Source organism: Cytobacillus solani (assembly GCF_006704205.1).
In the GTDB taxonomy this organism is placed as follows: Bacteria; Bacillota; Bacilli; order Bacillales; family Cytobacillaceae; genus Cytobacillus; species Cytobacillus solani.
In genome coordinates this window covers 443,363-469,458 of the sequence record NZ_CP041305.1, presented here as the reverse complement: position 1 = coordinate 469,458, position 26,096 = coordinate 443,363, and the positions used below count along the sequence as shown (strand labels likewise).

Below are 26,096 nucleotides of genomic sequence, written 5' to 3'. Positions count from 1 at the left end.
GTGAGATAAATGAAAAATATAATATCATTGTTTTACGAACAGGTTATTAAGAATCCTTTTAAAATTGTTGCTGAAGATACTAATGGTGTATATACCTATGAAGAAATAAATAATTACAGCAATCAGCTTGCCCATTTTCTGATATCCCAAGGTATAAATAGAGGGGATTTTATAGCACTAGTTTTGAAACATGATATAAACTTAGTAATTACATTACTAGCCATTTTAAAGTCAGGCTGTGGATTTGTGCCCATAGATCCTGCGACTCCGATTGGAAGAATGAACGAAATACTAGCTGATTGCAAAGCTAAACTAATTATCAGCAATGTACAATTACCGATAAATTTACAACAAGTTATTCCTACAATTGAAGGGTTTAGTATGTATGATAATAGTCCACCTATTATAGAGATTAAGGAAGATGATATTTGCTATTGTATATTCACTTCGGGTTCGACAGGTAAACCGAAAGGTGTACTCATTGAACATTTGTCATTAGCTAACTTAATATACGGACTAGAGAAAAGCATTTTCCTCACAAAACCATCATCCATGGCAGCTTATACTAGTATTTCATTTGATATTTTCATTGTTGAAACTATTCTACCTCTCATACTTGGAATCAAAATATTTCTTATCCCTTACCCAATTAAGAATAACCCTCGTTTGTTTGCAAAATTCCTAATGAAAAATAAAATAGAGTCCATTCAAATTACCCCTTCAAAATTACTTCAAGTTACCCATAGCATTCCTAAACTATTTTTCGAGGACCTAAAACTAATGTTGATAGGCGGGGAGAAATTACATGACTCCTTCTTAAATAATTTAAACACGCCAATGGAAACCAAATTATTTAATGTTTACGGTCCTACAGAGACCACAGTATGGGTTACGTATAAGGAAATTAATAGACATAAGAAGATAACTGCAGGAAAACCGCTTCCGGGAAACTTTATCTCAATCATAAAAGACAATTCTCATGTAAACAAAGGTGAAATAGGAGAAGTTTGTATTACTGGAAAAAATGTTGGGAGGGGATATTTGAATTCGGTATCCAGCAAATCTAACCCCTTTGTCTTAATAAACGAAAATAGGAGCTATTTAACTGGGGACAATGGGTTCATTAACGATGAAGGAGATCTTGTAATATTAGGACGTAGTGATGATCAGATAAAGATAAACGGGTATCGGATAGAGTTGGATGAAATTCGAAATTGTATACTTACCCATTCTGCAATTATTAATTGTGCCGTTCTTTTTGTGAATAAAGACCAACACAGTAAAGGAATTATCTCATTTATTCAAAGAAAGCATGCCATAGACCTCTCTGATCTGAGGCGTTTTTTACAAGATAAACTACCTGACTACATGGTGCCATACCGGATTATCCCTATAAATGATATCCCAATAAATATTAATGGAAAGATTGATAAACAAAAGCTTCTGAATCTTTTAAAGGATAGTTCAGATAGTAATGTTAACTAAAACAAGAAACGACAACATGTATGAGTTTAATTTTCAAATTAAAGGAGGAGCCATATTGTTTCTACCAGTAAATTTGTATAACTATTTCAATAATATAGGTGTGACCTCAGAAGAGAATATCGATGAAGGCAACTTAACATTATTCGGCTCCTCTCTTCCCAAAGAGGGACCATTTAACGAAGAAGTTTTTTATTTTGAAAATATACCTTTTTATTTGAAAAAAAAGTTGAAATTTGACAACGTAGCGATGGAAGGTCAAGAAATAGAGATTGATTCGTTGAATGTTAACAAGGTACATATTGTAGGGAGTTCTACTTCCGGGAGCTATTTTGACAACATTATTTTTAAGGATAGAAATGGAGGAATCGTAACTCATAAATTAAAACTATCAGATTTCATACTAGAAAAACCATTATTTAAAGAGAATAAGCTCTTCTATAGATTTTCAAAGGTTAATAATAAAGGGCCCATTGCTTTGAAGGGGAGCTTATGGAAACAAACGCTTAGTTTTGAGGAAAACATTGACTTACAGAATATCATTCTCTTAGATAATCCATTTATGCATATATTTGCAATAACAATCGAAACATCCTTGAAAGGAGGTGATCAAAATGAGTTTTGAATTAGTTCCATTTGAACAAGTAACAAAAAACAGAGTAGCAGTTAAGACTATCAGTGCAAAAAATAGCTCCGAAAAGTTCCTTATAGCAGAATCTGCAGAAAATGAAGAGCGCAAGTAATAATTTTTAAAGGAAAGGCCTAGTCGCTTGACTAAGCCTTTTTTTAAAAAGAATATTGGAGTGAAATCGAATGGAAAAGGATTCAACTAAAGCAATAAATTTTGCGGGTGTCAATTTTCACCAACTCCCATTCCCCCATGTACTAGTTAATGATGTATTTACACCTTCAATTGCCAATGAAATTCTTGAATGGCTTAAGAAAACTCAATTATGGGAAGTGCAAGATACTGCTAATAATAAATCCATGGCCTTTAATCTTGAGTCATCCATTATTCCTAAAGAGCTTAGCCGGGTATTTTCAGGAACTGCATTGTTAAAATTATTAAATAAATTTGAGCAAGTATTTAATGAGTCCTTTAACAATAAAATGGTTGTTTCTGCTTTTAAACATAAAAAAGGGGAAGGGACTGCAATACACAATGATTTTGGAGCAGATGCAAATTTTACACACCGATTTATAATATATTTTAACGACGGATGGTCTGAACAAGATGGAGGAGCACTAGGCTTATTTAGTTCTGAAAATATTGAAAGCCTGGTTAAAGTAATAAATCCTATTCATAACACAGGAGCAGGGTTAGTCTTTGGGCCAGATTCCCACCATGCCGTAGGAGCTGTTCGAAATGGAGTCCGTTATAGTCTGGTTTTTTCACTATCATCAAAAAAGTAGTAAAGCTGTAAAAGTGTTTAAAGTGTTATCTTCCCTCCTATTAAATAGGATGCAATTAGAAAAGAAATATGCTGCAGGGACTAGACGGCTGCTGATTATTAAATTGGTATAAATTACATTGAAGCATCTTCTATTACGAAATTGAAAGGTCTATTAACGGTCTAGATTTTCTGTTCTAAACCGCTGTAGAGTAGATTCAAATATAATAAATTATCTTTGTAATATAAAAAGCGGAAACCTCAATGTTCAAGTAGGTTTCCGCTTGTTTATTCTGTTCTTTAACATTTTTCTTTGGTTGATAATCAGTTATAAATTTTCATTATGCCTCCTTTCCTTTGCTACATCTTCTAAAGGTGTCACACTAGGATCAATCATCCCAGTAAATCTTTCATCAAATGTTAAGTCTGCATTTGTTTCGATGTGTTTTCCGTTTCTTATATAACGAATAATTAGGTTGTCCTTTTCTGTTGTATGTTTTGATAATACGCGTACAAAATCATAGTAGGATCCAACTTCATGTCCATTAATATGTGTAATAATATCACCGTCTTTAAGTCCCGCATTGGATGCAGGGCTATTATTATAAACTTTTGCGAGGTAGTTCCCCTTTATTCCATTTAGCTTGTTTTGGGCTAATTGCTTAGGATTGGCAGTATAATTAAAGACTCCGAGCCTTGGGTAATTAAAAATTTCATTCCTTAAATCTAAGCCTAATTCAATGACGCTCTTTAAATTAATTAATGTCTGCCTCCAACCCATTTCACCGCACTCTTTTATCCATTGCATCATTTCATTAGATTTATACCCGCTTGAGACAACAGTTATCTTGGTAATATTCTGTTCTATTGAATGTAAATTAAAACTAGTTTTCAAGTGGTATACCTGATTTTGTCCATTTGGAAAAAGAGCTATATATTTCTCATCAAAACAGACAAGTTCATTTTCAATGAATTCTCTGCATTTAGATTGAATCGTTAACTCGCCAATAACAAACTCTAATTTATCACCAAGATTAATAGAAGAAGATCCATTTGAGTTTGAAGCTATATCACATAAAAATGATTTCCATCCCTCTGTCGTAGAAAGAAAACTCCAAACTTTCTCGATAGGAGCAGCTAAGTACTCCTCATTTTTTGTAAAATTTTTACCTAACATTTTTTCACACTCCCTTTGTCCTTACTATATAAAAAATAAATATCCATTTCTTGGGTTTTTTTGCTATATTCATCGTACTAAAGCCGAGAATATTAAAAAGTAAGGAAGTAAAATAGACTTAACAAAATTTAATAGAGGTGGATAAATGGATGATATTACAGTTGTGATACCGGTTTACAATCAGGCTTTTGCATTGTCTCTAACCCTTCATGGATTTACACAACAGGAGACACCATTTAATAAAGTGCCAATTGTTGTAGTAGATGATGGATCGACAGAACCAGTAGGGGCTATAGTAGAGACCTATGCAAATGAATTAAACATTAATTATATCTCTATTCCTCAGGGAGGAAGATCGAGAGCACGAAACAAAGGGATTGAGCAAATCAAAGAGGGGCTAATAATATTTAACGATGCTGATAGAATTCCTAGGAAGGACTTTATTAAAGCACATTATGAAGCTTTTAAGAAACTCGGAGATAACTACGTAATTGTAGGACAAGTTAGAGATTTATACTTGGCTGGACAACAGAATAGAAAACATATTTTAGATCGATTTAATCATAAAAAAGGAGATAGAATTCCACAATATTGCCGACTTGTATATGGCTTATACAATGAAGACGGGAATACGGATTCACAAATTGCATGGCTATCTATGTTTTCTGGAAATTTAAGTATCCCAAAATCCCTCCTAAATAAGATTGGGAACTTTGATGAGGGATTTAAAGAATGGGGATTTGAGCATTTCGAGCTAGGATTCAGAGCTTACTTAAATGGAGCAAATTTCTACTACCAAAAGGAAGCCCAAAATGTCCATTTAGCACATCCCAGAAGATTAAATAACTATATTGACTCCATGAGAAAAAGCCATAGTTATTTTTACAAGAAACATAATAAAAGAGAGATAAAATATTTACTTGATTTTATGTTAGGTAAGCTTAGCATGGAAGAGCTAGAACAAATTAGCAGACATGGACATACCGTTGAAAATCAGTTGGCAAATAAATCATTTGTTAAAATCACGAACTTTTAGGAGGGTTAAAAATAGTGAATTACAATTATTTACACCCATTCAGTATGATGCCGAGGTATTCAACTGGGATTGATGACAGTTTAAAAGACAGCATTCAAAAAAGCTTCATTCATATTAATAGAGGGAAGGACTGCTGGGTATATGATGATCAGGAAAAACCTTATCTTTATTTAACAACTGCTGTACCTACGGTTGGAATCTCAAATGAGGAAATAGTTAATAAAGTTACCGAACAGTTAAAGACTTTAAGCTTTTTTTCAACCTGTGAGCAAAGCCATCATCTTGTACAGCCACTCGCTGAAAAGTTATGTCAAAAAGCTGGAACGAATTTCAATTTAGTTTCCTTTTCTAATGATGGTTCAGGAGCTGTGGAAACTGCTATGAGACTCACCAGGCAATTTTTTAAACAGCAGGGAATGAAAAAATGGAAATTCATTAGCTTTGAAGGTAGTTACCATGGTACAACATTTGGCTCTGGTTCTGTAACTAATTTAGGGATAAAAGAACAGTTTGGCAATGCTCTCGAAGGCTGCATCATCTCCCCTTCTCCTAATTTGTATAAACCTAAGTTACACGATACTACAGAAAAAAATATCAACTACTGCTTAGAAGCACTAGAGATTCGTATTCTTGATAATAATCCTGATGAGATAGCTGCCGTATTGTTAGAACCTGTACAAGGAGTAAATGGAATCGTACCATTTCCAAGAGAGTTTATTCAAGGGGTAAGAAATATTACAAAGAAATACAATGTCTTGCTAATAATGGATGAAGTGACTACAGGTGTAGGAAGAGTTGGAGAATTTACAGCCTCCCAGTACTTTAATGTTACTCCTGACCTTTTAGCATTATCAAAAGGACTTACTGGAGGGTATTTCCCTATGGGAGCTACTCTAATATCAAAAGAAATCTCTCAAGTTTTATTTGGAAATGGCGGTATTTTTCTTCATGGGTCTACACAATCTGGACACCCAGTTGGATGTGCGGCTGCATTAGCTGTATTGGATTATATGGATAAACATAATTTAGTAGAAAATGCGCGTAAAAAGGGAGCATCGTTACTTGAATCCTTAAAAAGGGATCTAATTGATCATCCTAATATAGGTGATATTAGAGGGAAAGGTTTAATGTTAGCAATAGAGTTTACGGATGATAAAACATTAAAAACCCCAGTATCCTTTGAATGGGGTCATCAATTCAATAAGAATCTTCACAGACAGGGAATCTTAGGAAACTTCTTTAACTCCACTTTATTAATGTATCCCCCGCTAATAATTAGTGAAAACGAATGCAAGTTCATACTAAAAGGGATCCAGGCTGCTCTTGATAGCATGGAATAGGAGGAAATCAATCATGGAATCCAAACATTATATTGTTCATAAAGAAAATATGAAGTGGGACGAAGGGATGTACAAGGGAACAAGCATGAGTTACTTATGGGAAGAGCCAGAAACTGGTCGTGTGGTTTTTCTAGTTAAGGTTGAACCAGGCGGAAGGATCCCTTTACATAATCATTATCGTAGAGAGATCGCATATGTAGTGGAAGGAGAAGTAAAGCTTAATGACGATATTATGAGGGCAGGAGATCTATTGGTTGCGGCGGGGGAGCAAGATCATGATGTCTACACAGAAACTGGCTGTACATTCTTTATATATATTGACTATAATCCTAAAAAAAACCAAATCGTGAAAGTAGAACCTACTAAGGGGTGAACAGATTGGACTACTCCATCTATGAAAACAAATCTTTAAATTGCTATCAGCTGCTTATAGAAGCAATTTTAAAAAGAAGTGAATTATATAATGACTTTATTTGGAACGAATGTGGACTATTCTATAATTTCAACAGGAATATTTCCCAATTTACATTAACGCCCTATTATCGTAATTTAAAAGAAAACCTACTGCAAGTTCATAATATTAATATGAAGGAATCTCGTTATTTCACTATAAACCACACAATAGATAAGCTACAGGAACTAATAGAAGAGTACAAGTCAGTTGGTATTGTAATTGGGGACCAAAAAAATGTTGAAAAGGGAATTCTTTACTGGGAGTTATTAGGGGTCAATTTAGAAAGCAAGGAATATGTACTGGTTAATCATTCGGAGAAAGTTTTAAGACACTACACAGAAGAATGCCTAAAAGAGATGTTAGGTGAGATTGCTTCAAATGAAAGGGCCTGTCAGTTCACCATATTAGCATTAGAAAAGTCTTCAGATACCTACTATCCACAAAATACTTCAGATTTATTAAGACAATTAAAAGAATATGTCGGAATATATGAGAATATAAAACCTTTAAATTCTAAGGGGATTGAAGGTTTTGAGCAAGGCATCACGGCAATAAAACAAGTGATTCTTGATTTACCCGATTTAGATGTAAAGAGTCTTTCATATTCTGCTAAACAATTTTCTAATTCTCGACAGCAATTCTCTTCTTTTTTGAAAGGTTTTTCCCAAGAAGAATTATCCAGGCAATTTCTCCATGCATCAGACCTTTGGCTTGATGTGTTCAACACCATCCAATACCACCCTCAACCTGACTTATCCTTGCTTCGTAAACAGTTCAATACCATTTTAGAAATAGAAATTAATAATCTAAACTCTGTGCGGGAATTCCTAAAAATCTTTGCATAGAGCCTCAAATTCATTTATCCATTACTGCCGATTAAAAAATTTATTAAGATAATTTTTTGATATATGCATTCTTCCACAGCTAAAATAGCGATTTATCATAATTTTACAGAAATGGTCAAAAAAGTACGAATATTCAACAAGTTCTGCGGATTAATCAACCTAATTACTTTGTTAATATTGTGAAAAGAAGAGATTTTGGAGGGGAAAATATGTTAACAGAGGCTGTCATATTAGTATATAAAGACATTAACTATGTAAATCAGTTTGCAACGTTTCCCATTCATTCTAGAAGGATTAAAACTATTTTAGTAGAAAGTTTTGAATCCGTGGTTTTTGCAATAAGACAGAAAACGAATACTCTATTTTTGCTAATAACAGGAGAAGAAACTTTCCCTAGTAATTGGAAACTGAGTGAACTTAAATCGCAAAACCCATTATTAATATTAACAGGATCTACTCAACCAAATATAAACTTGTTCCATAACTTTCTAGAATCATTAGGTATTTATGCCAGTTCTATTGAAGGAAACAGTTTGTTCTATAAGTCATTGAGCTTTATTGAAGAAAATCTATATGATAGCGAGCTGAGTTTGGATACTGTAGCATCACATATCTTTGTCAGTAAGAGCCATTATTCAAGAATGTTTCAAAGAGCTATTGGAAAGGGCTTTAAACAGTATGTAATTCACAGAAGAATTGAAAAAGCTAAAATGCTACTAGATCAAGGATGCTCAGTAACTGATGTCTGTTTTAACATTGGATACACTGATTTAACCCACTTTTCAAGGATGTTCAAGAAAATAGTTGGTGAGAAACCTTCCCAATATCGACTAAGGAAATAACCAGGAGGAGAGAAGTTGAAAAATAGTATTAAGATCATATTCGGCCTAGCTTTTACAATATTATTAGTATTTTTTGTGATAAATAAGATTTATTTGAAACCCTATGATGTTCCGGACATTTCAAAAGTATCCTTAGAAGAATTAAATATAGACTTCAGTAAAGAAAAGGCATTTATTCGCTCGGCTGATAAAGAAAAGCATCAAAATAATACAACAAATAGCCTAGATGCGTTAAACGAAAAAAAGCTTCCTTCCTTAGTCTCTAAGGTTGAGAATTTATCAGAAAAAGAGCAAATAAAGTATTTAAAAAATGGAATACAAATCACTCCTGATAACCATGTCTTGCTTAATAAATTGAGAATGGTCATGTTAAAGCAGGGGCTTACTAATGAGTACATTGATTTTGTAAAGCAATTTGAAACAAACAAAAACATTAAACTTCACTTAGCTTTAGCATACGTAGATTTGTTACAAGATCCGGATCTAGGAACTGCTGCATTAGGACAGCGGTCAACCCAGTCGATTATTATTCTAAATGAAATATTGGATGAGAATCCTAACAATTTATTGGCTAGGTATGCTAGAGGTGTAAACAATCTATATTGGCCATCTGGTTTAAAAAGAACTGAAAAGGCAATTCAAGATCTAGCATTTTGCGTAGCAATAGCAGAAAAATATGCAGATTTAAAGTTTCCACTATTTGAAGACTTTTATATTACCTATGGAGATGCCCTAATTAAAGAGGGAAAATTTAAAGAGGGAAGAGCAGTTTGGGAAAGAGGCTATAAGCAATTTCCAGCAAGCAAGGAATTAGAAATACGGCAAACTGCAGACGATAGTCAATCATTGAAGATTGTTGAAAAAATAAGAGGTATTGATATTTTTCAGAGACCTGATGAATCCATTACTGACCTAGATATTTTATGGACAAATAATAAATAGTAGGTGTTAACAATGCGGGTTTTAGTTAGTGGTTTAAGTACTATAAATTCTATCGGAACCAATATTAATGATTTTTGGAATAATCTTCTTCTGGGTAAATCCGGTATCACCGAATATACAAAGTATAATGTAAAAACCAAATATGCCATTGTCAATGATTTCGAAAAACACATTGCTCCTGGTACTGAAGATTTGGGCAGAGCAACTTCTCTATTACTAACTTGCATAGAAGATGCAGTTTTTTCTTCAGGGCTTGATTTTGCTGATGTTGATCCGGGGAAAATTGGAATCAGCATTGGGACAACTATGGGGGAGCTAGGGAAACATGAAGATATTGTTTTTGGCTCTCCATTAAAATCTATGAAAATAGAAAGACCTTACATGATGACTGATAAAGTGGCTTCCTATCTAAAGATAAGCGGTCCTATATGGACCGTAACAAATGCTTGTGCTGCAGGTAATTATGCAATAGCTAAGGCATATGAGGATATAAAAAGTGGAAGAGCAGACGTTATGATCGCTGGAGGAGTGGATGCTTTCTCACTTACTGCATATGCCGGCTTCAATAGCTTACGTGCAATCACTCCAGAATTATGCAGACCGTTTGACCAGCATAGAAAAGGTTTAGTATTAGGAGAGGGCGCAGGTATTCTCATCTTGGAAAGTGAGGAACACTTTTTAAAAAGAAAGAATGGGCAAGCATTAGCAAGTATATCTGGGTTTGGTTTAACCGCTGATGCATACCATGTGACTAAGCCAGACCCAAAAGCCAGAGGGGCTATAAGCGCAATGGAATTAGCATTAAAAATGGCGGGTATAACACCTTTAGATATAAAATTTGTTAGTTCCCATGGTACTGGCACACCATCAAATGATTATATGGAAGCTATTTCTTTAAATCATGTATTCGGTAAAGGAATCAAAACTAATTCAATTAAGGCGAACATTGGACATACCCTGGGTGCAGCAAGTGCGATAGAAGCTGTTGTCTGTATTATGGCCCTCAACGAAATGAAACTTCCTCCAACCATTAATTTGATAAAAAAAGATCCCGTGATAACCGCAGATGTTATAACTGAAAAACAGGAGTTTACTTCTAGGTACATTATGTCTAATTCTTATGCCTTTGGTGGAGTGAATTCTTCCCTAATTTTAGAGAAAGTCTAGGTGAAAATAATATAATGTTAAACGAAAAAAAACAGATGATTAAACCAGTTATATCTTGGAAGGATTACAATATCGATCCTAGATATTTTATTCTCGCTTTTTTATTTACATTTGTATGTGCAGGACAACTCTTCTTAGGTTTTTTCCAACAATGGGATGCTGTAATAGTATCAGTTGCTACTACTGTATTAACTGAAATTATTATAGTGAAAATGGTATATAAGAAATTCACATTCCCTTTAAGCGCATTCATAACCGGGTTAGGAATCTCACTTCTTCTAAGCTCGCATGTATTGGCCGTTTACGCTTTAACTTCATTTATAGCCATTCTCTTAAAATTCACAATTAGATTTAAAGGGGGTCATGTATTTAATCCGAACAATCTCGCAATGGTATTAGTGTTGTTTTTAATTCCTTCGTACGCAGTTAGTACTCCAAAACAATGGACGAATGGATTTACTATTATGGCACTAGTTTTATTATTAGGGGTTATTGCATGTTATATGGCAAACCGTTTAGATATTGTTTCATCTTTCCTCGTTGGATTTGTTGCTTTTGCTTTAATTCGGCACTTTGTATTTGGAGCCCCTTTGTTCGCTGCATTAGGCCCTCTTTTAGGCGCTTCCCTTCAACTGTTTGCCTTTTTTATGATTACTGATCCTAAATCAACCCCCACAACGAGAAAAGCCCGCATATTCTTTGGTATTTCAGTAGCATTCATTGATGCTATTTTTAGAATTAATGCAATACCAAACCCTCAATTTTATGCCCTCTTCATTATTAGTGCTTTAAGTATTATACCTTTTAGACTCTGGGCATCAAAAAAAACAAATGCAGTAGTGTGAGGTGATCTTTATGTATATAACTGGAGCTTTTAAAATTTCTCCAGAAAGTATTAAGGCAATCGAGCCAACAGGAGATAAGAGAAGAATACCTCCTATCAAGCCATCATTACTAGGCTGGAAGAAGTTAGATAGGGCTTTCCGACCTGCACAGCTTGCCTGTATGGCAATAGGGGAGGCTCTAAAGGAAGCGAAAGTTCAATGGCCGCTTACTGCGGCAGCAGAAAACACGGCCCTCTTAATCCTTACAAAAGATTCAAATCTATTAGCTATTGAAGAAATGTATACGGAAATACAGAAATATGGAGTTGGTAAGTCTAACCCTGGATTATTCCCATGGACTGTATTGAATGTAATCGGGGGATTTGCCTCTATTTATTTCAACATTAGAGGAATGAATTATACTCTTTCTAATGAAGAGAATAGCGGATTATTACCCCTAATTTTTGCAGAAGATCTATTAACCCATAGTAACATTAAAAGAGTGATAATTTGTGAACTCGAATTGCTGGCAACAAATTCGTCTGACTATGAATTTGATAAAAGCAAAAAGGGGGAATATGTAAATGCTTTAGTTATACAAAACAAAGCTGCTAATCTTCCTCCGCTTAATTTAAATAAATTTAAATATTCAGCCCAGAAATCCATTTTATCTCAGATTTTAGAAGAATATTCTGCAAAAGTACCAGGAGTATTGAATGAAAAAAGTATTTATTAGTGGTACTTCAATGATCTCTTCTGGCGGAGTAGGGACAACAAATGTATGGAACTCTATTTTAAATAAGAACGTAATTGTAAAAGAGAGAAAATATCAACTTTATGATGGCACTGAAATTGAATATCCAGTATATCCAATGCCTCCTATAAATCTAAGGGACTGGATGACTAAAGAAAAATTCTCGTGGATGGCTAATGAAGGTCTTAATAAGGATATGGATATTGTTCTAATGTTCGTTGCTGCAAGCTTGGCATTAAAAAGTTCTAATTTAAGCAGTGGCGAGAATGTAGCTTTAATTATCGGCCATGAAAATGTAGGAGTTAACAATCTGATAAATAAGGTTCTGCAAGGCCAAGCACCTCCAACAAAACCAGCACCAGTTGATTCATTTAATGAATATAAAAATGATTATTTTAAGTTGCAGACCTTCCCATACCTATTTTACTTAGCTAAAGCACTTGAACTTAATGGAGCACATTTCATTATTAATAATGCATGTGCTTCCGGACTTCATGCTATTGAGCTAGGTAGCTGCCTTATAAAAAGTGGACAGGTAGACCGAGCTGTAATAGTCTGCTCAGATTATGCTCATGTTACTGAGCATATGTGGTTAAGCGAGAAAGGCTTTAGTAGTAAACAAGGAATTTTAAGGCCGTTTGACAAGAATCGAGACGGCTCTGTGTTAGGTGATGGAGCTGCAGCTGTAGTTTTAGAATCCGAACAAAGTGTAATTGAGAGAAAAGCAGAGGCACTTTGTGAATATTCCGGATCACGCTTTCAACATGATAACTGGAGATTGAATTTACCTGATGTAACTTCACACCAATACTCAAAAACTATTAGTGGTGTAATCAATAATTTTGATGGGGAAATTGACTTATTAATTCCTCATGGTGCGGGCATCTCCATTTGGGATAAGTATGAATCTATAGAAATAGTAAATGCCTTTAAGAATAAAAATGTTCCAACAGTAACAGCTCTTAAAGGATATTTTGGCCATACCCTTGGAGCCAACAGCTTGTTAGAACTATGTGTAGGGATTCAAAGTATGCTATCAAATACTGTTCCCCTTGCCTATAACTTTTCAAAAAAGGATTCTGGGATACGATTATCTATTGAGAAGAGAACAATGAAAAAGCAAATCAATACCGTTTTAAAAACCGTCTCCGCATATGGTGGATTTAATGCAGCGACAATTATTAGAAAGGTATAGAGGATATGAACGTTAAATACAATTTTGAAAAGAAAATAGCGCTTGTTACTGGAGGCTCAAGAGGTATCGGCGCGGAAATAGTGAAACAGCTTTCGCTAGCAGGCTGTCAAGTTTTTTTCACCTATAATAGCAGTAAAGCAAAAGCTGATGAGCTTGTAGAAGAATGCCAAAAATATAAAGGTCAAGTTAGATCATATTATTGTGATCTTTCAAAGCTTGATTCGATTGATAGATTATATGACTTGCTGCAAAAAGAAGGTAATATAGATTACTTGATTAATAATGCAGGAATAACAAAAGATAATCCACTCTATAAGTTAAATACTGAAGATTTCCTCTCCGTATTACAAATAAACTTAGTGGCATCCATATACCTTTGCAAGAAATTTATAAGACAGCTATTAGTCACAAAAGGTTCAATTATAAATATCTCTTCAGTTGCTGGAATGACAGGCACAGCTGGTCAGACAAACTACGCAAGCTCTAAAGGGGGGGTAATTGCATTCTCTAAATCGCTATCAAAGGAATTAGGGAGGTCTGGTGTTAGAGTGAATACGATAGCTCCAGGTTACATTCAAACAGATATGACTTTGAATTTTTCAAAGGAACAAGTCAAACAAATATGTAAATCTATCAGTCTAAATAGATTCGGGGTGACTGAAGAAGTGGCAAAAACTGCGTTATTTCTCCTTAGCAGCGAGTCATCTTATATTACTGGACAAACCATTATTGTTGATGGTGGACTAATATAAATAGAAAGGATAAATGCCATGTATACAAAAAAAGAAATTGAAACCCAAATAATTGAATTAATCTCCGATATTTCTGAGCAGGACATTAATTACTCTGACATTTATACACCTTTTACTGAATTAGGGGTAGATTCATTAATGGCTTTGGAATTATCAGTTCACATCGAAAGAGAGTATGATGTATATTTGGATGAAGATGACTTAATGACGCTCACTTGTATTAACGATGTTTTTTTAATCATTAATGATAGGTTGTAGTCATGTTTGCAAACATTCATATATACTTATTCCTTGGATTAAGCGTGTTTTTTTTCCTCAGACTTTCCTTTTTTACTCTTGGAAAACAAGATATCTCGAAAAACCTTCTGCAATTCACCTACTCTCATCCAATCTATGCTGAAAGATTTCCAATCATATTAAGATCCTTTCTTTCTGGAAGCAACGCTGCATTAAGTTTCATTTTATGCATGAATAGGCTCAGAAAATATTTAGAAAATACGTTCCCCTCTTATTATAAAGGCTTTGCGTATGAGGGCGTTGGAATGGGGTTTGGTATTAGAGCGAGTCTATCCATAAATAATGGGAAGACCTTTGAAAAGTATATTACAAAATTATCCCCCCTTCATAAATATCAATATTACGTAGGGTTAGGATGGTGGCTTCTCATAAGATATGGCTATAAGGAAGATCAGTATGATAGATGGTTAAGACGGCTTAATCCTAAGTATAGTCTAATAGCATTAGACGGTGTTGGTTTTCGAACAGGTCTGTTTTCTGATAAGAATCAAAATAATAGTTTTTCTAAGTTTCATCATTTCAAAACTAAATATCAAAGGGTTTGTTTCCAAGGATTCGGGAGAAGTATTTGGTTCCAGAGCGAATTTAGATTTGAAGATAGTTTAAAAAAACTTGAGCATGTACCAGTTGAATATAAAGAAGATACTCTTAGCGGGCTAGGGTTAGCCGTTGCGTACTCATTCTTTGACCAATTAGAAACATCTTTTAGCATCTACAAATCTATCCCAAACAGTTACAAACCATCATTTGCACAAGGTATGGCTTTTGGTTTAGAAGCAAGAAGGCTGCAAGATCCTTCATATTGGGAAAGAACGATTAGTGCTTTACCTGAGTTAAATAGTAATTATATTCAGCCTTGGTTAGCTATTGTTCATAATGTAGAGAATAGATTGTCCTCTCAAAAAGAAGCTGATACTTTCTACTTGAGTTGGATGTATGAAGTAAGAAAAGAAATTTTGTCTAAAGGAGACATGTATGATATCCCTACTAAATAAGTTTATACCTATTGTTGTAATCATTTTCTTAAGCGGCTGTACTTTTGCATCTGAAAATGATGTTAAAAACTCTGACCTTGGATTTCATTTTGAAGAGCTGTCACCTAACAAAATAGGAATTGATTTTAAACATGAAAAACCAACTTTCGATAGTAAAGTCACGAACGTCATGCCTTGGCTTACTTCCACGGGAGCAGGGGTAGCCGTTGCTGATTTTAATCGGGACGGTTATATGGATATATACCTTATCAATTCAAAGGAAGATAGTTTAAACAAATTATATAAAAATAATGGCGACGGAACTTTTACTGATGTGGCAAAAGAGGCTGGTTTAGCTAATGTTAATAAGAATGGAATTTCAGAGACAGCAGTCTGGTTTGACTATGATAATGACGGATACTCTGACCTATTTATAGGAGCATGGGGAGAGAGTTCCCTTTACAAGAATAATAAAGATGGAACTTTCACCGATGTTACAAAAAGTGCCAAAGTAGATGTATGGGGATATATATCTAAAGTAATAGCACTTGACTACAATAAAGATGGATTCTTGGATCTATACTTAGGCGCCTATTTTGATGAGGAAGATGACCTATGGGACCTCAAGGATACGAAAATTTTTCATGATGATTTTGAAAAAGCCAAGAATGGTGGAGTAAACATACTATTAAAAAATAATGGCGACGGGACATTCACTAATGTGGCTAAAGAAATGGGTGTTGATGATACAGGCTGGACCTTAGCCACGGGATCTGTTGATTTAAATGATGATGGGTGGCCAGATATCTACAATGCTAATGATTTTGGACCTGACTCTCTATATATTAATCAAGAAGGGAAAGGTTTTAAAAAGATAGTTCATAAAAGAGGGATTGGTGATGATACATTTAAAGGAATGAATGTTGATTTTGGCGACATATTTCATACCGGAAGATTTGCCAACTATGTATCAAATATCAGTAAAGAAAAATACCTTCTCGAAGGGAATCAGCTCTGGATAGCCGAAGACGGGGAAAATTATAAAGATTTAGCTCCAGAATTAGGTGTTAAACAATCGGGCTGGTCGTGGGGAGCACGTTTTTTTGATGCTGACAATAATGGTGACCTAGATATAGTAGTGACTAATGGATTTATCTCAGCGAATAAGGATAAAGACTACTGGTTTGATATGGGAACTCTTGCTACGACACCAGGGTTTGTAGTCCAAGATGCCAAAAACTGGCCAAATTTTAAAGATAAAAGTATGTCAGGATACGAACAAAAATCTCTTTTCCTTTTTAGAGAGAAAAAATTTATTGATGTGGCTAAAGATGTAGGGATTACATTTAAAGAAGATGGACGCGGAGTAGCAGCAGTTGATTTTGATAATAACGGGACTTTGGATTTAATATTTGCTAACCAAGGATCTAAAGCTCGAGTATATCAGAATAAACAAACCTCAGGAAATAATTGGATTAAAATTTCTTTAGAGGGATCTGAAGGCAGCAACCGCGACGCTGTTGGCACCAGAGTAACATTCACTAATAATGGGGTACAAACAGTTATAGAAAGAGACGGCGGAAACAGCCACGGCGCTCAGAGTGATCCTCGTATACATTTAGGGCTTAAAGACTCTGCAGTTGTTCAATTAATCGAGGTGGAGTGGCCTAGTGGAAAAGTGGAAGAGTTTAAAAATGTTAAGGCAAATACTATTTATTATTTAAAAGAAGGAACCGGAGAACTAAAAATGATTAATGAGGGGGAAACATCAAATGACTAATGAGAAGGATAAGTCGAAAAAGGAAGAAGTTGAAGAAAAACAACATAATGAGCAGCGGGAACCTTTTTATAACTATAGTGACGAAAATGAATATTTTTATAATCAGCCATGGAGGCTCGGTTATCCATTTTATCCAATGTTTGGACGAAAATTTTATTATTATAATAAAAAGAAAGATAGCAAATAAATGTCAACAAAATATTCAGTTGGTATAATAGGTGCTGGAAAAATAGCTCAGGTGAGACATATACCAGAGTATATAAATAATGGACAAGCTGAACTACTTGCGATTTGTGATAAGACAATATCAAGAGCAGTTGATGTTGCAAAGGAACATAATATCCCTCATGTTTCAGATAATTACCTCGATATTGTAAATTCCCCAGAAATAGATGCCATCTCAATTTGCACTCCTAATAAAGAACACTGGTCTATAGCGGTTAAAGCTTTAAATGCTGGAAAGCATGTTTTGATTGAAAAACCCATAGCCACAACTACTGAAGAATGCAGAGAAATATATAGGTTAGCTGCTAAAAATAATAAAGTTGTCATGGTAGGGCATAATCAGCGTTTTAGTCCTGTGCATAAAAGAGTAAAGAAATTGATAGATCAGAAAGAAATAGGGGATATCATCCAATTTACAACTAACTTTAAACATGGCGGGCCAAAAAACTGGAGCGTAGAGGGAAATAACACTTGGTTTTTGCATAAAGACTCTGCACACTTTGGTGTGCTTGGGGATTTGGGTATACACAAGATCGATCTTTTCCAGTGGTTTTTAGATGATTTGGTTAAAGACTCAAAATGTTTTACAACCGATAAAGACAGTAGTTCAACAGAAGAGAACGCTGTTATTATTCTTAAAATGAGCAAAGGAGTCATTGGCACAATTAGCCTTAGCTGGAACAACCCATCACAAGACCATCGAACTGTAATATACGGTAAAAAGGGAACAATAGTATTTGGCGAGTCCTATTATGGAATCGAAATTTTTTATCATAATGGAATGAAGAAAAATATAGAAGTTCAACCGAATCTTCGAAACGATGGTTTTTCCAATTCCGGAGTGATAGACCAATTTATCAATGAAATATCCTGCAGATGCCACTCTTTTATTTCAGATAAAGAAGTAGAAAATTCACTAGAAACAATAATTAGATTATCAAATACCTCTAATTAATTTAACCGGGAGGGGGGGTGCCCTCTCCTTGTTTCTTAAAAAGAGTAAACTTACAGAAAACACAGAGTCGGTTACTTGGTTAAATATCTTTTTTATATACAGCGAGTGGAGTTGAAGTTATATGAAGAGCGTTTCGGAAAATTACAGCCTAACTCCTAATAATATCGAGGAATTTACTAACAAAGGACATATTTTATTAAGAGGTGTCGCAAGTAAAAGTATGGTGGAAACATACAGGCCTATTATATTTAACATTATGAAAGAAATCGAGAAACAAAGTTTACCACTTTCCCAAAGAAGCGATACTTATAAAAGAGCATTTCTGCAATCTATGAATCTTTGGAAGGACGAAAGCCTAAAAAAAATTATACTGGCTAAAAGATTTGCTGGTATAGCAGCCGCTTTATTACAAACAGAAAATGTTAGATTATATTACGATAGTGCATTATACAAAGAGCCTGGTGGGGATGCGACCCCTATTCATATTGATCCTTTTTTGATTAATCCTCATAAAGTCATTACAATGTGGATGCCCTTGATTAATTTAGATGAAGGGCTAAAAAGCTTAATTTTTTTAACAGCCTCTCATAAATTCTTTGAGAATGGGATTCCCCCTATAAGGATTATTAATCAGGCAATTAGAAAGAATCTCCCGTTAGAAAGCTATGAAGGTATGGAAAGAGGGGATGCAACTTTCCATATAGGATCAATTGTCCATGGAGCACCGGATAACCCTACAAAAAAAATGAGAGAAGTACTAACAATTACTTATTATGCTGATGGTGAATCTTTAAATAAACCGAATGGAAACAAGATTTTAGAATCCCACCTTACGGATTTTTTTTCAGGCTTAAAACCAGGGGATACAGCTAAAAGTAAGAGTAATCCTCTAATATTATAAAAAAGGAGGTATTTCTTGTTGAACAATATTGGAAATAGCCTTTTAGAGAAGGGGATTAACTGGAAGTTTCCCGACAGTTATGGACTTTGTGAGCGAAATCTTGATTGTAGACAATTAAGTATTAAAGAAATTCTAGGATTAAAAGGCGAGACTAAGTTAATTCGAGTTTTCCTAAATGCATTCGATTGTAAAAGTAATGATATCTTACTTCGAAGAAAGGAGCCTATTTTAGGAAAGGGGTGGAGCTTAAAAAAATATGATTACCCCGATGTTAACTCCTTTAAAAAAGGCATTGAAGAGGTGTATGGCGAAAATGGATATTCATTAATTTACTTTGATACTTTAAATGTATCAATAACTGAGTATTATAAACTGCATGATGTGATACATTGGTCGCTTGTAGTTAAAATCAGTAATGACTGCGTAAACATAATTGATGACATAGGCATAAGAAAATATTTCCAAAGGAACGTTGGTACGATCCCTGCCAAGATTTTCTTCAACTCATTAAAAGAATCAGATACTATAGGTACTTCTTATTTAGAATGTACGAATCCAATCAACAGTTGGGAAGAAGATTTTGAAAAACTGCTTCGTGAAAGTGTAGAGAATATGCTTTACTATGGAGGAATAGACAGTTTAGAACAATTTATACTATCAGTAGGCAAAACTCCAAGAGATAAGTTAGTATCAAGGTTAGAACAACTTGAGTTTGATATAAATTATTATAGAAAGCTAAGAGAGCTTTGGAAATTAGCTGTTATTCAAAAAGAAGTACCAAAGTCTTTCTTTCATTCAGAGTGGGTTGAAGAATTGTGGACGATTTGTAACCTTTGGTCATTAGTTTTGGGTATATTAATGAAATGGAAACGGCAAAGTGATCGAGATTATAAAGATAAACTGAACTATAATCTTGAGAAAGTTCTTTTGCATGAATATAAGTTCTATAACAATCTAAGGCATATGATTTGTTAGTCAGATGAATAAAGAGCATATTTTAAAGATTTGTAACCTTATATTGCGACACTCGCTCCAAATTCAGAGAAAAGAGAAGGTCCTTATTCATCTTATTGGCAGCTATAATCATTTTATTGGAGTGCTTCATCAACAAATCTATCAAATAGGTGCGATTCCCTTTTTGCAGATTACCCCTCCTGAAATACTCAAATCAACAGTGAATCATTCTACACCCTACCAAATTCTCAGGATTTTTGATTTCAATTACCATACAATTGCTAAAATGGATGCAATAATCACTATAACAATAGATAATAACCTATTTGAGTTTGGTGATATTCCTCCACAAAAACGAAAAGTATATGAAGAATTGTATGATAACCCAATAGAACGTTTGATACTGAGTAAAAAAAGATGGCTTACTTTTAATTACCCTTCAGAAAGCTATGCGCAAAGAGCAAAATTGAGCTACGATGCATTTGTTAGAACTTTTATTAAGGCGTGTGAGTTTAACTATAAATTATTAGAGTCTTCTTGTGATTCATTGCAGGCGAGAATGCAAAAAGCAAAAACAGTTCAAATAAAGGCATCTGATACCAATCTCCGTTTTAATTTAGAAGCGAATCCAGTTGTAGTTTGCGATGCTAAGCATAACCTCCCAGATGGAGAGATTTTTACATCCCCTAATAAGGATTCTGCTGAGGGTTATATACGGTTTGATGCCCCAAGTATTTTTAAAAATATTGATTTTGAATTTATTGAATTAACTTTTCGAAATGGGAAGGTCGTCAATGCCAGAAGTAACAATGATAAAGAATTATTTAAAATTCTTCAGATCGATAAAGGGGCAAACAGAATTGGTGAATTTGGTATAGGTCTAAATACCGCATTAATAGAACCGCTCAAGCTCTTACCTTATGACGAAAAGATAAAAGGAAGCATACATTTAGCATTGGGACAATCATATCCTGAATCTTATAATAAAAATGATTCTAAAATTCATTGGGATTTAACAAAAACCATGGATAAAGATAGTAAAGGTGAATTATTTTTTGATAATCAGCTGATTCAAAAAAATGGAGTTTTTATTACACATGATCTAAAGCATCTTAATCATTTATAAAGGAGGTGAGGGTTTGGCTAATATTGTAATTGTTTCTCAAAGATTATTAGGGCACATAGTACCTGCAATTGGAATTGGTGTTCAATTGAAAAAGAGCGGACATAATGTAACCATTTATTCTCATAGATCATTAAAACCATTAATAGATCGCTTAGGTCTAAGATATGAAGAATTAGGATGGGATAAGTACCCAGATACCTTTATAGAAGAAATGTTAGATGATTTATATACAAAATTAAAGGATAGACCTGTCGACCTTATAATAAATGACTCCTCTCTATGTGCACCGTCATATATAGCTGAAATGTTAGATATTCCATGGATAAGCTTCCAAACAACAGTTCCAGTCCATGATAAGGATGTTCCAGGTAAGCCTGCTGTTAATAGAAAAGTCAGGGAGCTTCTCCTTAAAGATTTAAACAGAATCAGACTAAAGTATATGCTAAGTCCATTGATGGATTTTAATAGAACGAGAGGAGATTATTTTGGACTTTCACCCTATCTGCATCTAGTTTTAGTTTATCCTGAGCTAATCATGGATCCATCGGCTTTACCTCCATCCTGCCAGGTAGTTGGTGACTGTTCTTTTGAGGAGGCGAATGCAGCATTAGAAAAGCGTATAGGTGAAGCTGCAACATATCCCACAATAACTGTATGCACCTCATCAGTTCCAAGATTTGAATTTCAGGAGCTAACCAAATCCCTCATAGAAAACTCCCTCGACGTCTTCGATAAAGAGCCGTATTCTCTTTTCCTATCATTAAATAGTGAGATTAAGTTTAACTATAAAATGACAAAACATACTCATATAATCAGAGAATTCCCTAATCACAACATATTGTTTAAATTTTCTAATTTAGTAATTACACATGGCGGTTGCGGAACTCTTCAAAAATCCATGAAATATGGAGTTCCGATGATAGTCCTTCCTATGGGTGCAGATCATGAATATTTAGGGAGCATCGTAGAAAATCTTGGAGTGGGCAGGATGATGCTGCCAGAAAAGATAACTAGATTAAATGAATATAGGGACGCAATTCTAAATAACGATGATTTTAAAAGAAGGGCCAATAACTTGTCAGTCATTATAAATAAGTATAAACCTATTGAGACGGCAGAAAAATTTATAAATAAAATTCTTAGCTTATAAAAATCATTAAGGTCTAAGGGGATACTGATGAAAAAATATATTCAAACGGTAAAGCAATACCACAAGTTATTATCAACCTATTTATTTAACGAAAAAAAGACGGTACTTCTCTTGTTATTTTTGGTCATCCTCCATACAGCTTTTCAACTTGCTATTCCTCAAATGACAGCTAGTTTTATTGATAAGGCAGTAGCAAGAGAGCCTATAAATCTATTAGTAATTATAGGTGTTTCCTTCATTATTGTATCAATTGTCAGCCAATCATTAAGAGTAATAGTAGAAACCTTGGGTGTGAATCTGGGGTGGAAATGTACCAATGCGCTAAGAAATGATGTAGTCTTAAAATGCTCAAAAATGGAAATGGATTTCCATAATGAAAACAGTGCTGGTGAGATGATTGAAAAGATAGATGGGGATATTGAGAGGCTTTTAAATTTCTTTTCTCAGTTCTCAATATTGCTCATCACTCATTCCTTACTGCTCATTGGTATTTTAGTTATTCTATTTATGAAAAATATAACGATAGGATTAGTGACAACCGTTTTTGTGATTATATCCCTCCTTACGATTAAGAGGATTAGAAAAATCTCTAAGCCATTTTGGGAAAAATATCTTGAGTCTAATTCAAACTTATTTGGCTTTATCGGAGAAGCAATCGAAGGAATGGAAGATATTAATAAAAATGGAGCGGCGAAACATATTATTTATAGATTTTACACTTTGCTTCAAAAATGGTTTCATTACCATAAAAGAGCATGGCTATCACAAGAAGCGATTGCCACCTCTACCATTTTATTAATTGGATTAGGAAACACGATTGCTCTATTAATGAGTACATATTTTTGGTTTCAAAATGAATTATCGATTGGAACTGTTTATATGATTTTTTTCTATATGGGATTACTCTCTAAGCCAATTGAGGAGATTAGCAGCCAATTTGAGGACCTGCAGATTGCTGATGCATCGATTACCCGCATTAATAAGCTGCAATCATTAAAATCAAAAATAAAGGATGGGACGAAGGAAATTAATTCTTCTGCTATTACTCTTGAGTTTAATAATGTAGAGTTTGGATATGGCGATATCATCAATAATTTGAGTAATATTAGTTTTAGATTAAATGCAGGAGAGAAGCTTGGATTAATTGGAAAAACAGGAAGTGGAAAGTCTACAATAGCAAAGCTAATATTGCGACTCTATGAGGCGAATAAAGGGAAAATACTAATAAATGATGATTTATTAACTGATATTTCTATTTCTTCTCTCCGCAAAGAGATTGCATTAGTCTCTCAAGAAATTCACATTTTCGATGGAACAGTGCGTGATAATCTTACTCTTTTTGACAATAGGTATGATGATCAAACCTTGATTAATGTTCTAGAACACTTGGAGCTCCGTCCTTGGTTTGAACGTTTGCCCAATGGTTTAGATACAAAAATATCCTTCAAAAAGTTGTCTTTGGGAGAAGCTCAGCTATTTGCATTTGCTCGTGTTTTTTTGAGAAATCCTAAATTAATAATTTTAGATGAAACATCATCTAAAATTGATCGGTATACAGAAAAGAAAGTACAAAGTGCGCTAAATAAGCTAATTGAAGGAAAGAGTGCAATTATAATCGCACATAGAATGAGTACTATTAGTGAAGTAGATAAAATATTAATTCTTGATGATGGAAAAATAAAAGAATATGGGGATAAATTATCTTTATTACAATCAAATTCTTACTATAGAGAGCTTTTAATCCACAGCGGGGAGGAAGCGGAATGAACCAAGTTTATACAGGTAAACTCCTAAAATCATTAATAAGTTTTAATCCAGGTATATACATTTTGAACGTATTTTTTTGGTCACTCTTTATTTTCTCACCTCTAGCTACAGGCTTACTAACAAAGCAAATTTTTGATTCAATTGAAAGATCGAATGTTTCTTTTAGTTATCTTTGGGGCTTGATAGCTATTTGGGGGGGATTTGTATTACTAAGGTCATTCCTCTATTTTTTAGCCTCAATTAGTCACATTTATTTAGATTACTATTCTACTGGTTTACTGAGAAGAAACCTGTTTGTCCAAACACTCCGTTCTGTTAGCCGTCTAAACGTTCCCGGATCCCTTGGCGAAATTCTTAACCACTTCCGTGATGATGTCAATATTTGTGCAAGACTGGTAGGGAATTCTATGCTTATTCCTGGATGCATACTATTTAGCATGATATCCTTTGCAACATTATATAGTATTAATAATTTAGTAGCTATATGGGTTTTTACCCCACTTGTGGTTATTACTATAAGCTTAAATATATTAAAAGTGAAACTCCAGGAATATAGGTCACAAAACAGACAGGCAACAAGTGAAGTTTCAGGCTTTATTGGTGAAATCTTTGGCTCAATCCAAACAATAATATTAGGGTCTGCAGAAGAAAGAGTTGCAGCAAAATTAAAAGATTTAAGTAACAATAGAAGAAAGAAAATAATTAAGGATGTACTACTGTCTAAACTTATAGAAACGTTTTTCTCTAATATAAATTTAATAGGAACGGGAATACTTATAATTGTTGCAGCAGAAGGCTTAAAAAATGGGAGCTTTTCAATTGGAGACTTTGTAATATTTACTTATTTACTTCCATTTATTACAGAAGTCATAGATACAATAGGCTTATTTTTAGCACGTGCAAAAATAACCAGTGTTTCTCTTCAAAGGATTTCTAAATTATTGCCACAGGCTTCACCAAAGGAAATTCTTGCACACTACCCGCTTTCCCCTGAAAAACATCAAGATGTTGCTGGTCCACTTAATTCTTCCCTTGAAACTTTAGAAACCTTATCCTTGAAAAATATTAGTTATAGATACCCTAATAGCCAAAATGGTGTCTCAAATATCAATTTGGATATTAAGCGTGGCCAAACAGTTGTAATTACTGGTCGGACAGGAGCGGGCAAAACTACGCTTTTAAAAGTGATCATTGGGGCATTAAAGTTTAAGCAAGGTTTTTATTATTGGAATAGCAGACCAATAAAAAATCAAATAATGGAACTGGGCGCACCCAATATCGCGTATAGTCCACAAACGCCAGTATTATTTAATGGAACTTTAAAAGAGAATATCTTATTAGGGATAGGAGATAAACATTTAGATCGCTCATTAGATTTAGCTGTACTAAAAGAGGATATTGTTAAAATGCCGGATCAAATTAACACAGTTATAGGATCAAAAGGTGTTAAACTTTCTGGAGGACAAATCCAGAGAACATCATTAGCCAGAATGTTTGCTAGAAACGCAGATTTATTAGTTGTAGATGATGTTTCCAGTGCGATAGATTCACATACAGAAATAGAACTATGGGAGAATCTATCAAAATTAGACAAAACAATTATTGTTGCTTCACAAAACAAAGAGGCTTTTAGAAAGGCGGATAAGATTATAGTTCTTAAAGAAGGCAAGATAGCTGCTGAAGGAGAGCTAGAGGAATTGCTGTCCTCATCGGAGGAAATGCAATATCTATGGGGAGTTAATCAACAAAAACAGTAAAGTGATGGA

The 26,096-nt window shown here is 34.2% G+C and carries 27 protein-coding genes; 26 read left to right on the top strand and 1 reads right to left on the bottom strand.

Translation table 11 applies throughout. The annotated features are described in order from the left end of the window. The first annotated feature begins 9 nt into the window (after nucleotides 1-9). The 4 genes from FI644_RS02350 to FI644_RS02340 all read left to right on the top strand — a co-directional run bounded on the left by FI644_RS02350 (nucleotide 10) and on the right by FI644_RS02340 (nucleotide 2,895). Nucleotides 10-1,485: an amino acid adenylation domain-containing protein gene (locus FI644_RS02350; protein ID WP_053474911.1), complete on the top strand. Its 1,476-nt coding sequence runs from the start codon at nucleotides 10-12 to the stop codon at nucleotides 1,483-1,485. Continuing rightward, nucleotides 1,475-2,107, top strand: coding sequence for a beta-sandwich domain-containing protein (locus FI644_RS02345; RefSeq protein WP_142107980.1), 633 nt, complete (start codon nucleotides 1,475-1,477; stop codon nucleotides 2,105-2,107). Before FI644_RS02350 ends, FI644_RS02345 begins: the two co-directional genes overlap by 11 nt. Then, a complete protein-coding gene (locus FI644_RS27080; RefSeq protein ID WP_256376278.1) occupies nucleotides 2,097-2,225 on the top strand; it encodes a hypothetical protein in 129 nt (42 codons plus the stop codon). The genes FI644_RS02345 and FI644_RS27080 overlap by 11 nt, the downstream gene beginning before the upstream one ends. 70 nt (nucleotides 2,226-2,295) lie before the next feature. Further along, nucleotides 2,296-2,895, top strand: a complete 600-nt coding sequence (locus tag FI644_RS02340) for a 2OG-Fe(II) oxygenase (protein ID WP_142107979.1) — start codon at nucleotides 2,296-2,298, stop codon at nucleotides 2,893-2,895. Between the two features lie 306 nt (nucleotides 2,896-3,201). Here FI644_RS02340 and FI644_RS02335 read toward each other — a convergent pair whose 3' ends face one another. Beyond that, on the bottom strand, nucleotides 3,202-4,050 hold the full coding sequence (locus FI644_RS02335; protein WP_053474914.1) for a PDZ domain-containing protein: 849 nt from the start codon (nucleotides 4,048-4,050) through the stop codon (nucleotides 3,202-3,204). 145 nt (nucleotides 4,051-4,195) lie between these two features. Between FI644_RS02335 and FI644_RS02330 the strand changes: the two genes are divergently transcribed. The 22 genes from FI644_RS02330 to FI644_RS02225 all read left to right on the top strand — a co-directional run bounded on the left by FI644_RS02330 (nucleotide 4,196) and on the right by FI644_RS02225 (nucleotide 26,087). Next, nucleotides 4,196-5,086: a glycosyltransferase family 2 protein gene (locus FI644_RS02330; protein ID WP_053474915.1), complete on the top strand. Its 891-nt coding sequence runs from the start codon at nucleotides 4,196-4,198 to the stop codon at nucleotides 5,084-5,086. A 14-nt stretch (nucleotides 5,087-5,100) separates the two neighbouring features. Then, nucleotides 5,101-6,426: an aminotransferase family protein gene (locus FI644_RS02325; RefSeq protein WP_231690033.1), complete on the top strand. Its 1,326-nt coding sequence runs from the start codon at nucleotides 5,101-5,103 to the stop codon at nucleotides 6,424-6,426. 13 nt (nucleotides 6,427-6,439) lie between these two features. After that, nucleotides 6,440-6,799 carry a cupin domain-containing protein gene (locus FI644_RS02320; RefSeq protein WP_053474916.1) on the top strand — a complete coding sequence of 120 codons (360 nt, stop codon included), beginning with the start codon at nucleotides 6,440-6,442 and terminating at the stop codon, nucleotides 6,797-6,799. A 5-nt stretch (nucleotides 6,800-6,804) separates the two neighbouring features. Continuing rightward, on the top strand, nucleotides 6,805-7,725 hold the full coding sequence (locus tag FI644_RS02315) for a hypothetical protein (RefSeq protein WP_053474917.1): 921 nt from the start codon (nucleotides 6,805-6,807) through the stop codon (nucleotides 7,723-7,725). 209 nt (nucleotides 7,726-7,934) lie between these two features. After that, the gene (locus FI644_RS02310) at nucleotides 7,935-8,567 is read left to right on the top strand and encodes a helix-turn-helix transcriptional regulator (protein WP_142107978.1); all 633 of its coding nucleotides are present in this window, start codon (nucleotides 7,935-7,937) and stop codon (nucleotides 8,565-8,567) included. Between the two features lie 15 nt (nucleotides 8,568-8,582). Then, nucleotides 8,583-9,509: a tetratricopeptide repeat protein gene (locus tag FI644_RS02305; RefSeq protein ID WP_053474919.1), complete on the top strand. Its 927-nt coding sequence runs from the start codon at nucleotides 8,583-8,585 to the stop codon at nucleotides 9,507-9,509. A 12-nt stretch (nucleotides 9,510-9,521) separates the two neighbouring features. Next, nucleotides 9,522-10,676 carry a beta-ketoacyl-[acyl-carrier-protein] synthase family protein gene (locus FI644_RS02300; RefSeq protein WP_053474920.1) on the top strand — a complete coding sequence of 385 codons (1,155 nt, stop codon included), beginning with the start codon at nucleotides 9,522-9,524 and terminating at the stop codon, nucleotides 10,674-10,676. Between the two features lie 14 nt (nucleotides 10,677-10,690). Beyond that, the gene (locus tag FI644_RS02295; protein ID WP_142107977.1) at nucleotides 10,691-11,521 is read left to right on the top strand and encodes an RnfABCDGE type electron transport complex subunit D; all 831 of its coding nucleotides are present in this window, start codon (nucleotides 10,691-10,693) and stop codon (nucleotides 11,519-11,521) included. Between the two features lie 10 nt (nucleotides 11,522-11,531). Beyond that, complete coding sequence (locus tag FI644_RS02290; protein WP_142107976.1) at nucleotides 11,532-12,236, top strand: beta-ketoacyl-[acyl-carrier-protein] synthase family protein; 705 nt, start codon at nucleotides 11,532-11,534, stop codon at nucleotides 12,234-12,236. After that, on the top strand, nucleotides 12,217-13,449 hold the full coding sequence (locus FI644_RS02285; protein ID WP_142107975.1) for a beta-ketoacyl synthase N-terminal-like domain-containing protein: 1,233 nt from the start codon (nucleotides 12,217-12,219) through the stop codon (nucleotides 13,447-13,449). Before FI644_RS02290 ends, FI644_RS02285 begins: the two co-directional genes overlap by 20 nt. 5 nt (nucleotides 13,450-13,454) lie before the next feature. Continuing rightward, nucleotides 13,455-14,201 carry a 3-oxoacyl-ACP reductase family protein gene (locus tag FI644_RS02280; RefSeq protein ID WP_142107974.1) on the top strand — a complete coding sequence of 249 codons (747 nt, stop codon included), beginning with the start codon at nucleotides 13,455-13,457 and terminating at the stop codon, nucleotides 14,199-14,201. A gap of 18 nt (nucleotides 14,202-14,219) precedes the next feature. Continuing rightward, nucleotides 14,220-14,459 carry an acyl carrier protein gene (locus tag FI644_RS02275; RefSeq protein WP_053474925.1) on the top strand — a complete coding sequence of 80 codons (240 nt, stop codon included), beginning with the start codon at nucleotides 14,220-14,222 and terminating at the stop codon, nucleotides 14,457-14,459. A gap of 2 nt (nucleotides 14,460-14,461) precedes the next feature. Next, nucleotides 14,462-15,493: a DUF1702 family protein gene (locus FI644_RS02270; RefSeq protein WP_053474926.1), complete on the top strand. Its 1,032-nt coding sequence runs from the start codon at nucleotides 14,462-14,464 to the stop codon at nucleotides 15,491-15,493. Further along, the gene (locus FI644_RS02265; RefSeq protein ID WP_142107973.1) at nucleotides 15,474-17,252 is read left to right on the top strand and encodes a CRTAC1 family protein; all 1,779 of its coding nucleotides are present in this window, start codon (nucleotides 15,474-15,476) and stop codon (nucleotides 17,250-17,252) included. Before FI644_RS02270 ends, FI644_RS02265 begins: the two co-directional genes overlap by 20 nt. After that, a complete protein-coding gene (locus FI644_RS02260) occupies nucleotides 17,245-17,439 on the top strand; it encodes a hypothetical protein (RefSeq protein ID WP_142107972.1) in 195 nt (64 codons plus the stop codon). The genes FI644_RS02265 and FI644_RS02260 overlap by 8 nt, the downstream gene beginning before the upstream one ends. Continuing rightward, nucleotides 17,440-18,432: a Gfo/Idh/MocA family protein gene (locus FI644_RS02255; RefSeq protein WP_142107971.1), complete on the top strand. Its 993-nt coding sequence runs from the start codon at nucleotides 17,440-17,442 to the stop codon at nucleotides 18,430-18,432. 121 nt (nucleotides 18,433-18,553) lie between these two features. Further along, nucleotides 18,554-19,333, top strand: a complete 780-nt coding sequence (locus tag FI644_RS02250) for a phytanoyl-CoA dioxygenase family protein (protein ID WP_142107970.1) — start codon at nucleotides 18,554-18,556, stop codon at nucleotides 19,331-19,333. 18 nt (nucleotides 19,334-19,351) lie between these two features. Further along, entirely contained in the window at nucleotides 19,352-20,308 is a 957-nt protein-coding gene (locus FI644_RS02245; RefSeq protein WP_142107969.1) for a hypothetical protein, read from the top strand. A gap of 4 nt (nucleotides 20,309-20,312) precedes the next feature. After that, complete coding sequence (locus FI644_RS02240) at nucleotides 20,313-21,413, top strand: aminopeptidase (protein ID WP_142107968.1); 1,101 nt, start codon at nucleotides 20,313-20,315, stop codon at nucleotides 21,411-21,413. Between the two features lie 13 nt (nucleotides 21,414-21,426). Continuing rightward, the gene (locus tag FI644_RS02235) at nucleotides 21,427-22,563 is read left to right on the top strand and encodes a glycosyltransferase (protein WP_142107967.1); all 1,137 of its coding nucleotides are present in this window, start codon (nucleotides 21,427-21,429) and stop codon (nucleotides 22,561-22,563) included. A 27-nt stretch (nucleotides 22,564-22,590) separates the two neighbouring features. After that, the gene (locus tag FI644_RS02230) at nucleotides 22,591-24,330 is read left to right on the top strand and encodes an ABC transporter ATP-binding protein (RefSeq protein WP_053474934.1); all 1,740 of its coding nucleotides are present in this window, start codon (nucleotides 22,591-22,593) and stop codon (nucleotides 24,328-24,330) included. Continuing rightward, nucleotides 24,327-26,087, top strand: a complete 1,761-nt coding sequence (locus FI644_RS02225; protein ID WP_142107966.1) for an ABC transporter ATP-binding protein — start codon at nucleotides 24,327-24,329, stop codon at nucleotides 26,085-26,087. Before FI644_RS02230 ends, FI644_RS02225 begins: the two co-directional genes overlap by 4 nt. Nucleotides 26,088-26,096 lie beyond the last annotated feature (9 nt).

Bases quoted from the DNA above. Each gene is read 5' to 3' on its own strand.
- FI644_RS02350 (WP_053474911.1), top strand. From the start codon at position 10: ATGAAAAATATAATATCATTGTTTTACGAACAGGTTATTAAGAATCCT.
- FI644_RS02345 (WP_142107980.1), top strand. From the start codon at position 1,475: ATGTTAACTAAAACAAGAAACGACAACATGTATGAGTTTAATTTTCAA.
- FI644_RS27080 (WP_256376278.1), top strand. From the start codon at position 2,097: ATGAGTTTTGAATTAGTTCCATTTGAACAAGTAACAAAAAACAGAGTA.
- FI644_RS02340 (WP_142107979.1), top strand. From the start codon at position 2,296: ATGGAAAAGGATTCAACTAAAGCAATAAATTTTGCGGGTGTCAATTTT.
- FI644_RS02335 (WP_053474914.1), bottom strand. From the start codon at position 4,050: ATGTTAGGTAAAAATTTTACAAAAAATGAGGAGTACTTAGCTGCTCCT.
- FI644_RS02330 (WP_053474915.1), top strand. From the start codon at position 4,196: ATGGATGATATTACAGTTGTGATACCGGTTTACAATCAGGCTTTTGCA.
- FI644_RS02320 (WP_053474916.1), top strand. From the start codon at position 6,440: ATGGAATCCAAACATTATATTGTTCATAAAGAAAATATGAAGTGGGAC.
- FI644_RS02310 (WP_142107978.1), top strand. From the start codon at position 7,935: ATGTTAACAGAGGCTGTCATATTAGTATATAAAGACATTAACTATGTA.
- FI644_RS02300 (WP_053474920.1), top strand. From the start codon at position 9,522: ATGCGGGTTTTAGTTAGTGGTTTAAGTACTATAAATTCTATCGGAACC.
- FI644_RS02295 (WP_142107977.1), top strand. From the start codon at position 10,691: ATGTTAAACGAAAAAAAACAGATGATTAAACCAGTTATATCTTGGAAG.
- FI644_RS02290 (WP_142107976.1), top strand. From the start codon at position 11,532: ATGTATATAACTGGAGCTTTTAAAATTTCTCCAGAAAGTATTAAGGCA.
- FI644_RS02285 (WP_142107975.1), top strand. From the start codon at position 12,217: ATGAAAAAAGTATTTATTAGTGGTACTTCAATGATCTCTTCTGGCGGA.
- FI644_RS02280 (WP_142107974.1), top strand. From the start codon at position 13,455: ATGAACGTTAAATACAATTTTGAAAAGAAAATAGCGCTTGTTACTGGA.
- FI644_RS02275 (WP_053474925.1), top strand. From the start codon at position 14,220: ATGTATACAAAAAAAGAAATTGAAACCCAAATAATTGAATTAATCTCC.
- FI644_RS02270 (WP_053474926.1), top strand. From the start codon at position 14,462: ATGTTTGCAAACATTCATATATACTTATTCCTTGGATTAAGCGTGTTT.
- FI644_RS02265 (WP_142107973.1), top strand. From the start codon at position 15,474: ATGATATCCCTACTAAATAAGTTTATACCTATTGTTGTAATCATTTTC.
- FI644_RS02260 (WP_142107972.1), top strand. From the start codon at position 17,245: ATGACTAATGAGAAGGATAAGTCGAAAAAGGAAGAAGTTGAAGAAAAA.
- FI644_RS02255 (WP_142107971.1), top strand. From the start codon at position 17,440: ATGTCAACAAAATATTCAGTTGGTATAATAGGTGCTGGAAAAATAGCT.
- FI644_RS02250 (WP_142107970.1), top strand. From the start codon at position 18,554: ATGAAGAGCGTTTCGGAAAATTACAGCCTAACTCCTAATAATATCGAG.
- FI644_RS02240 (WP_142107968.1), top strand. From the start codon at position 20,313: ATGAATAAAGAGCATATTTTAAAGATTTGTAACCTTATATTGCGACAC.
- FI644_RS02230 (WP_053474934.1), top strand. From the start codon at position 22,591: ATGAAAAAATATATTCAAACGGTAAAGCAATACCACAAGTTATTATCA.
- FI644_RS02225 (WP_142107966.1), top strand. From the start codon at position 24,327: ATGAACCAAGTTTATACAGGTAAACTCCTAAAATCATTAATAAGTTTT.